This window comes from Streptomyces sp. NPDC054847, from assembly GCF_053610925.1.
Genome location: NZ_JBSGZJ010000332.1, coordinates 1 through 7,981 on the forward strand (window position 1 = coordinate 1; position 7,981 = coordinate 7,981).

Below are 7,981 nucleotides of genomic sequence, written 5' to 3' on the forward strand. Positions count from 1 at the left end.
ACGGCACGCTCCGCTGGCCCGGCAGGCTCGGCCTGCCGTGACCCGCCGCATACGCCTCCGGAACCGGTTTGCCCAGCTCGGCGGCGGGCGCCATGGCGGAGGGCCCGCCGGGTCCCGCCTGAGGGCGTCTGGCGCCCGGCCCCGCCTGGGCGGGGACGACGGACTCCAGGATCGATGTCCGGTCAGGGTCGCTCTGCGGACGACGGGCCCGGTAGGCGGCCCGGTAGGCGGCCGGGGAGGACCCCAGCTGCCGCCGGAAGTGGCCGCGCAGCGCCACCGGGGACCGGAAGCCGCAGCGGCCCGCGACCTCGTCGACCGAGTAGTCGGAGGTCTCGAGCAGCCGCTGGGCCTGAAGCACCCGCTGGGTGATCAGCCACTGCAGCGGGGCGGACCCCGTCAGCGAGCGGAACCGGCGGTCGAACGTACGCCTGCTCATGTAGGCACGCGCGGCCAGCGTCTCCACGTCGAACTGCTCGTGGAGGTGCTCCAGCGCCCAGGACACGACCTCGGCCAGCGGGTCCGAGCCGATTTCCTCTGGTAAAGACCTGTCGAGATAGCGCTCCTGACCGCCGGTGCGACGGGGTGGGACGACGAGCCTGCGGGCGAGCGCTCCGGCCGCCTCCGTGCCGTGGTCGGTGCGCACTATGTGGAGGCAGAGGTCGATTCCGGCCGCTGTTCCCGCGGACGTGAGCACATCTCCGTCGTCGACGAACAGTTCACGCGGATCCACGTGCACGGACGGGTAGCGCTTCGCCAGGGTCGGCGCGTACATCCAGTGGGTGGTGGCGGGGCGCCCGTCGAGCAGGCCTGCCGCGGCCAGGACGAACGCCCCGGTGCACAGGCCGACGATGCGGGCGCCCTCCTCGTGTGCCCGGCGCAGCGCGTCGAGCGCCTCGGGCGGTGGCGGCGAGGTGATCGAGCGCCAGGCCGGCACCACGACGGTGCCCGCTCTGCTGATCGCCTCGAGGCCGTACGGCGTGGTCAGTTCCAGGCCGCCGGTGGTCCTCAGCGGTCCGTCCTCGCCGCCGCACACGAGCAGGCGGTAGCGGGGAACTCCGGCGTCCTGACGGTCAATTCCGAACACCGAGAGCGGGATGGAACTTTCGAATATAGGGCCGCCGCTGAACAGCAGCACGGCGACGACTTCCCGGCGCCGGCGCCCGGACAGCTTCCGTGCCGTCTCCGGCGCGGCGGAGTCCTGACTCATGACGCTAAACCCCCCTCGAAGTACGCGTCTCCCCGTTCGTTTCGGGCCTTTCGCTCCTGCACGTTTCCCCTCGGTTCTGCACGAGTCCCCCGGCCTTCGATACTCATGATCGAATCTACTGCGTCCCGTGGCGCCGGCGTGACAAGTTCGGGATGCCCCGCTATGTCGACATGGCAACTTGGCGCGATGCATTCGATCACGAAGCGTTCCACTCGGGGGGCCCACAGGGAAGTGCGCATCGCAGGCATGGCCCGTCCCCGTAGGGTGCCAGAGGGGCCTTCAGCCCTTTCTTCCCTGGTGACAAGGGGGTTGGCGGGCCATTTCGACAAGGATCGGCCTGCGTAGCGAAGTTGGCTGAAAACATACGGGTGCGGGCGTGTAAAACCGTCAGCCGCCCGGTGTGCCTCTCGACCCGCGCCGCGCCCCGGGGACGGTACCGGAGTGCCGCCCTCCGGCCGGCCGCGCGTCCCCGGCGGCGCGACCCCGTGCGGCCGTCCGTTCCGAGTGGCGCAGCAGCACCCGGCACGCCGCCGTCACCGCGGCGAGCCCGAGGGTCGCGGCGGCCGCGCCACCGATGGAGGTGCCGTAAACGACGAGCACGATGGGGACCAGCAGGCAGCTGAAGGCGCCCCAGCGGACGACGTCACCGGCGGGGCTCGCGGAGCCCGCCGGGTCGTCCGGACGGGAGCGGGCGGTCGGGGTCGGTGCGGAGGATGCAGTGGCGGGGCGGCGGCGGGACGGGGGGCCGGGGGAGCGGTGGGGGCCGGGCGGTGGTGCTGGCACAGAGGCTCCTGGGGGCGGCGGGGTGACCCACTGGCCAACGAGGACCGTGGTGGTCCGGTCACCCGGTGGCGCGCAGACGGCTGTAGTGGCCAAGCGGCATTGCGATCCTGGGCGCGCTCGGGCATGCTCCCTGGAACGTCGCGCATGGGGGCAGCAGGCCCTGGGCAGGAGAGGAGTGTCGCCGTACCCTTTGGGTATGGGGCGGGGAAGACGATTCCCGGACACAGCTCCACCGCCCTCCAGCCGACGCGCTTTCCTCAATCGATCACTCCGAAGAGGATCTCCTTCGCCGAGACACCGATGGCCGGTCACGAAATCCCCGAACCCGCGGACCGCAAGCAGGTAGCCGATCCCCTGTCGGACCTGCGGGCGGCTGAAGAAGCACGCCATTCATGCGATCCCGCCTTCCGGCACGGAGTCGTCGTCGGTTTCGACGGATCGACGTCCAGTGAGCGAGCGCTCGCCTACGCCATCGGCATGGCGAGGCGGACCGGATCCGGTCTGATCATCGTCCATGTCGCCAACCGGCTGCCGACGACCGTCTGGGCCGGCTGCGAGCCGCCCGTCTTCGTCGACGTGCCCGATCACCGCACAGAGGTCCTGGGCCTCGAGCTGGCGTGCGCGGACTACCTCGCCGAGGTCCCGTGGATCCTGGTCGAGCGCGGCGGCGACATCTGTCATGAACTGGAAGAGGTCGGCCGCGAGTATTCGGCCGACGCGATCGTGGTCGGCTCCACGCACGGCATCGTCGGCCGGCTCTTCGGATCGGTCGCGGGGCGGCTCGCGAAGCGCGCGCAGCGTCCGGTCGTCGTGATCCCCTGACGCGGACGTCCTGAACCGGGCCTGGGCCGGATCCTCCGAACCGGATCTTCCGAGCCGGATCTCCTGCACCGGATCTTCAGTGCGCCTTCCCGGATGACCGGCTCCGGGACCTGGCTTCCCTGCCGTACCGGTGGTCCGTTCCCTCCCCTCTTGCCCCGCCTGTCGGGTGAGGCTCCGTCAACTCCCCTGTGCGCCAGGCATGTACGGAAATCTACCCATGCGTAAAGGTGGATTGTGCGCTTGTGAAGGGTAGATATCCGGTCGCTGGGATTGCAGCACATGGCGCAGCACAACTGCACAGGACAGGAAGGGAGCCCGCCGTGGACAACGGAGTCTCTGCGGGAACTGGTTCTACTTCGACTCTCGGCAACCTCGCCCTCGGGCTGACGCTGCTGGCCTTCGGTGTGGGCAACACCGGAGTGATCGACAACGTCTCCGCCGCCGATGCCGCCGCGCTCGCGACGTGGGTCGGCGGAGTGGCGCTCTTCGTCGTCGGCCTGCTCGAGTTCCGCGCGGGCAACGGCGGTTCGGGAACCGCCTTCGCCGGTCTCGGCGCCTTCTGGTTCACCTGGGGGACCGCCGTGGGAGGCGAGACCTCGGCCGAGGCGGCGGGCCTGTTCATGCTGCTGTGGGCGCTGCTCGCCCTGACGCTGACCGCCGCCGCCTCCGGCAGCGGCGTCCTCGGCCAAGGGGTGTACGGGCTGCTGACCCTCGCGCTGCTGCTGGGCGGGACAGCCGCCTTCGCGGGCAACGAGGGCCTGGCCAAGGCCGGCGGCTGGGTCGGCGCGGTCGCGGGCCTGGTGGCCTGGTACGGCGCGACGGCGGCGCTCGCCAAGTGGCCGACGTTCACGGGGCGCGCTGCCGGCCGGCGGGTGACGGCCACCGGCTGAGGCCCGCGGGCCTCACGGCAGCTCCACGGGCGGGCGCTCCGGGTGGCGCCCGCCCGGTGAAAGGGGAACGCCCCCTGTGTGCACGGTGGCACACACAGGGGGCGTTCCTCATGAACCGGTCCCGCGGCCGTCGCCTACTCGACGGTGACGGACTTGGCGAGGTTACGCGGCTTGTCGATGTCCCGGCCCAGCGCCAGCGCCGTGTGGTAGGCGAGGAGCTGGAGCGGGATGCCCATCAGGATCGGGTCCAGCTCGTCCTCGTTCTTCGGCACCACGATGGTGTGGTCGGCCTTCTCCTGCTCGCGGTGGGCGACGGCGAGGATGCGACCGCTGCGCGCCTTGATCTCCTCGAGCGCGGCCCGGTTCTTCTCCAGCAGCTCGTCGTCCGGCACGATCGCCACGGTGGGCAGCGCGGGCTCGATGAGTGCGAGGGGGCCGTGCTTGAGCTCGGAGGCCGGGTAGGCCTCGGCGTGGATGTAGGAGATCTCCTTGAGCTTCAGGGAGGCCTCGAGCGCCACCGGGTAGCCGCGGACCCGGCCGATGAACATCATCGACTTGGCGTCCGCGTACTCCGCGGCCAGCTTCTTGATCTCGTCCTCGGACTCGAGGATCTCGCTGATCTGCGCGGGCAGCTTACGCAGGCCCTCGATGATCCGCTTGCCCTCGGCGACGGACAGGTCGCGGATGCGGCCGAGGTGCAGGGCGAGCAGGGCGAAGGCGACGACCGTGTTGGTGAAGCACTTCGTGGAGACGACGCACACCTCGGGGCCGGCGTGGACGTAGGTGCCGCCGTCGGCCTCGCGGGCGATGGCGGAACCGACGACGTTGACCACGCCGAGGACGCGGGCGCCCTTGCGCTTGAGCTCCTGGACGGCCGCGAGGACGTCGTAGGTCTCGCCGGACTGGGAGACGGCGATGTACAGGGTGTCGGGGTCCACGACCGGGTTGCGGTAGCGGAATTCGGAGGCCGGCTCGGCGTCGGCGGGGATACGGGCGAGGGACTCGATGAGTCCGGCGCCGATGAGTCCCGCGTGGTAGGAGGTGCCGCAGCCGAGGATCTTCACGCGGCGGATGCCGCGGGCCTCGCGGGCGTCCAGGTTCAGGCCGCCCAGGTGCACGGTGTTGAACCGGTCGTCGATCCGGCCGCGCAGCACACGGTCGACCGCGTCGGGCTGCTCGGAGATCTCCTTGTGCATGTACGTGTCGTGGCCGCCCATGTCGTAGGAGGCGGCCTCCCACTCGACGGTCTCGGGGGTGGCGGTGGTGGACGCGCCCGTGGTCGTGTAGGTCCGGAAGTCGTCGGCCTTCAGGGTGGCCATCTCGCCGTCGTCGAGGGTGACGATCTGGCGGGTGTGGGCGACCAGGGCGGCGACGTCGGAGGCGACGAACATCTCCTTCTCGCCGATGCCGAGGACGACGGGGGAGCCGTTGCGGGCCACCACGATGCGGTCGGCGAAGTCGGCGTGCATCACGGCGATGCCGTAGGTGCCCTCGATCACCTTGAGGGCCTCGCGGACCTTCTCCTCCAGGGTGGTGGCCTGGGAGCGGGCGATCAGGTGGGTGATGACCTCGGTGTCGGTCTCGGAGGCGAAGACCACACCGTCCGCCTCGAGCTTGACGCGCAGCTCGGCGGCGTTGTCCACGATGCCGTTGTGGACGACGGCGACCTTGTTCTCCGGGTCCAAATGGGGGTGCGAGTTGATGTCGCTGGGGGCGCCGTGGGTGGCCCACCGGGTGTGGGCGATGCCGGTGGTGCCGGCGAAGCGCTTGGGGACGCGGGCCTCGAGGTCGCGGACCCGGCCCTTGGCCTTGACCATCTTCAGCCCGGGGGACTTGGGGCTGCTGATGACCACGCCCGCGGAGTCGTAGCCGCGGTACTCCAGCCGCTGCAGACCCTCCAGCAGCAGCGGAGCGACGTCACGCTTGCCGATGTATCCGACAATTCCACACATATGTTTTCTGCCCCTCCATAGATCAGAAGTGTGCCCGGCCCCGGTGGGGCTGCTCAGCCGTAGACCATGCGGCGCAGCTGGCGGAGCGAGAGCTCCGGCGGCGCCACGGCGCGGTGCGGCAGTTCGGCCGCGATCCGCTCGAAGATCTCGGTGTTCAGCGCGCCGCCGGACTTGAGTTCGCGATGGCGGCGGCGGACGAACTCCTCGGTCGTCTCGTCGAAGTACGCCAGTACATCGAGCACCACCCGGGCGGCTTCACCGCGCTGGAGCGCGGTGCTGCGCACCAGGTGGTCGATGAGATCGTCGTGCGACAGGCGCACAGACTGGCGAGGTTCGAGCACCCGTAGATATTGGAGGGCGGGCGCCGCTCTTCGCAAGAATCCTGCCCGATTCCGGGCAGGAGATAGCTCACACCCGTCCCGGAGCGGTCCGCTCCGCCGTGTCGCACCCGTCCTCGCCCGGTGAATCAGCGTCCGGCGTCGGCGCCACCGGCGCGATCGGGACGGGCGGCCCGTCCGTATGATTTCCGGCGACGGGGGATTTCTTCGCCGGTGGAACGAGTAAGTGGTCTACACCTTGACCGCCGTTGAGGTGCACGGTACGCATGTGTGATCGAGTGGTTGCTCTGCGCACAGACGAGAACCCCGTCGAAGGGACCCAGCCTGTGAGTCAGCCCAGACCGATTCCCCGCCTCCTCGGCTCGCTGTTGCTTGTGACAGCGGCCGCCCTCTCCGGAAGCGTCGCCTCGGGCCCGGCCGTGGCCTCCGGCGGCGACAGCGCCGCCACCGTCCGGCCGCTCGGCCAGATCGTCCCCGCACCCGCCTCCGCCGAGCCGGGCGGCGCCCCCTACACCCTGACCGCCGGCACCAGGATCCGCACCGACGCCTCACCCGAGGCGCGCGCCGTCGCGGAGCGCCTCGCCGAGGTGCTGCGCCCCTCGACCGGTTACGCCCTGCCGATCACCACCCGGCCCGCGGCCAGGTCGATCAACCTGCGGCTCAGCGCCGGGGAGGGCGCCCTGGGTGACGAGGGCTACCGCCTGAAGTCCTCCCCCGGCGGGGTCACCATCACCGCGCACCGGCCCGCCGGCCTCTTCCACGGTGTGCAGACGCTGCGTCAGCTGCTGCCCGCCGAGATCGAGGCGGACTCTCCCCGCGGCGGCCCGTGGCAGGTCGCCGGCGGCACGATCACCGACGTCCCACGCTATGCGCACCGGGGCGCGATGCTCGACGTCTCGCGGCACTTCCTCACCGTCGAGCAGGTCAAGCGCTACATCGACCACCTCGCCCTCTACAAGATCAACACGCTGCATCTCCACCTCTCCGACGACCAGGGCTGGCGCATCGCCATCGACTCGTGGCCGCGGCTGGCCACATACGGCGGCTCCACCCAGGTCGGCGGCGGCCCCGGCGGTCACTACACCAAGGCCCAGTACAAGGAGATCCTCCGGTACGCCTCCTCCCGCTATCTGGAGGTCGTGCCGGAGATCGACATGCCGGGGCACACCAACGCCGCCCTGGCCTCGTACGCCGAGCTCAACTGCAACGGCGTGGCCCCGCCGCTCTACACGGGCACGGCCGTCGGCTTCAGCTCGCTGTGCGTGCGCAAGGAGGTGACGTACGACTTCGTGGACGATGTGATCCGGGAGGTGGCCGCGCTCACGCCGGGCAGGTACATCCACATCGGCGGTGACGAGGCGCACTCCACCAGCCACGAGGACTACGTGGCGTTCATGAACAGGGTGCAGCCGATCGTCGCCAAATACGGCAAGACGGTCATCGGCTGGCACCAGTTGACCGGCGCGACCCCGCAGAAGGGCGCGCTGGCCCAGTACTGGGGCCTCGACGGAACCAGCCAGGCGGAGAAGGCACAGGTCGCGGAGGCCGCGAAGAACGGCACCGGGCTGATCCTGTCGCCGGCCGACCGGGTCTACCTGGACATGAAGTACAACAAGGAGACCAAGCTGGGCCTCGCCTGGGCCGGGTACGTCGAAGTGCAGCGGTCCTACGACTGGGATCCGGCGAACTACCTGCCGGGCGTACCCGCGAGCGCCGTCAAGGGGGTGGAGGCGCCGCTGTGGACGGAGACCATCTCCACCGACGCGCACATCGACCAGATGGCGTTCCCGCGTCTGCCGGGTGTCGCGGAGCTGGGCTGGTCGCCGGCGTCCACGCACGACTGGGACACCTACAAGGTGCGGCTCGCGGCGCAGGGGCCGCGGCTGTCGGCGCTCGGCATCGACTTCTACCGCTCGCCGCAGGTGCCCTGGCCCGCGCAGTGAGCGGCGGGTGAGGAACCGGCGCCCGGCGGGAGGGACCGTATCCCGC

At 70.5% G+C, this 7,981-nt stretch carries 7 protein-coding genes; 3 read left to right on the plus strand and 4 right to left on the minus strand.

Annotation, left to right across the window (positions count from 1 at the left end; translation table 11 throughout):
- A partial coding sequence (locus ACWGH4_RS26050; protein WP_441263145.1) for a helix-turn-helix domain-containing protein occupies window positions 1–1,207 on the minus strand: 1,207 nt, incomplete at its 3' end.
- A gap of 387 nt (window positions 1,208–1,594) precedes the next feature.
- Window positions 1,595–1,990 carry a hypothetical protein gene (locus ACWGH4_RS26055; protein ID WP_453465252.1) on the minus strand — a complete coding sequence of 132 codons (396 nt, stop codon included), beginning with the start codon at window positions 1,988–1,990 and terminating at the stop codon, window positions 1,595–1,597.
- Window positions 1,991–2,290: 300 nt separating this feature from the next.
- Here ACWGH4_RS26055 and ACWGH4_RS26060 point away from each other — a divergent pair, with 300 nt between their 5' ends.
- Both ACWGH4_RS26060 and ACWGH4_RS26065 read left to right on the plus strand, forming a co-directional pair.
- A complete protein-coding gene (locus ACWGH4_RS26060; protein ID WP_005317245.1) occupies window positions 2,291–2,812 on the plus strand; it encodes a universal stress protein in 522 nt (173 codons plus the stop codon).
- 320 nt (window positions 2,813–3,132) lie between these two features.
- A complete protein-coding gene (locus ACWGH4_RS26065; RefSeq protein WP_307706554.1) occupies window positions 3,133–3,702 on the plus strand; it encodes an acetate uptake transporter in 570 nt (189 codons plus the stop codon).
- A gap of 134 nt (window positions 3,703–3,836) precedes the next feature.
- Here ACWGH4_RS26065 and glmS read toward each other — a convergent pair whose 3' ends face one another.
- Window positions 3,837–5,654 (minus strand): glutamine--fructose-6-phosphate transaminase (isomerizing), encoded by a 1,818-nt coding sequence (gene glmS / locus ACWGH4_RS26070; protein ID WP_441263143.1) that lies wholly within the window; start codon window positions 5,652–5,654, stop codon window positions 3,837–3,839.
- Between the two features lie 53 nt (window positions 5,655–5,707).
- A complete protein-coding gene (locus ACWGH4_RS26075; protein ID WP_453465257.1) occupies window positions 5,708–5,974 on the minus strand; it encodes a hypothetical protein in 267 nt (88 codons plus the stop codon).
- Between the two features lie 344 nt (window positions 5,975–6,318).
- Between ACWGH4_RS26075 and ACWGH4_RS26080 the strand changes: the two genes are divergently transcribed.
- On the plus strand, window positions 6,319–7,935 hold the full coding sequence (locus ACWGH4_RS26080; RefSeq protein WP_453465255.1) for a beta-N-acetylhexosaminidase: 1,617 nt from the start codon (window positions 6,319–6,321) through the stop codon (window positions 7,933–7,935).
- Window positions 7,936–7,981: the final 46 nt, after the last annotated feature.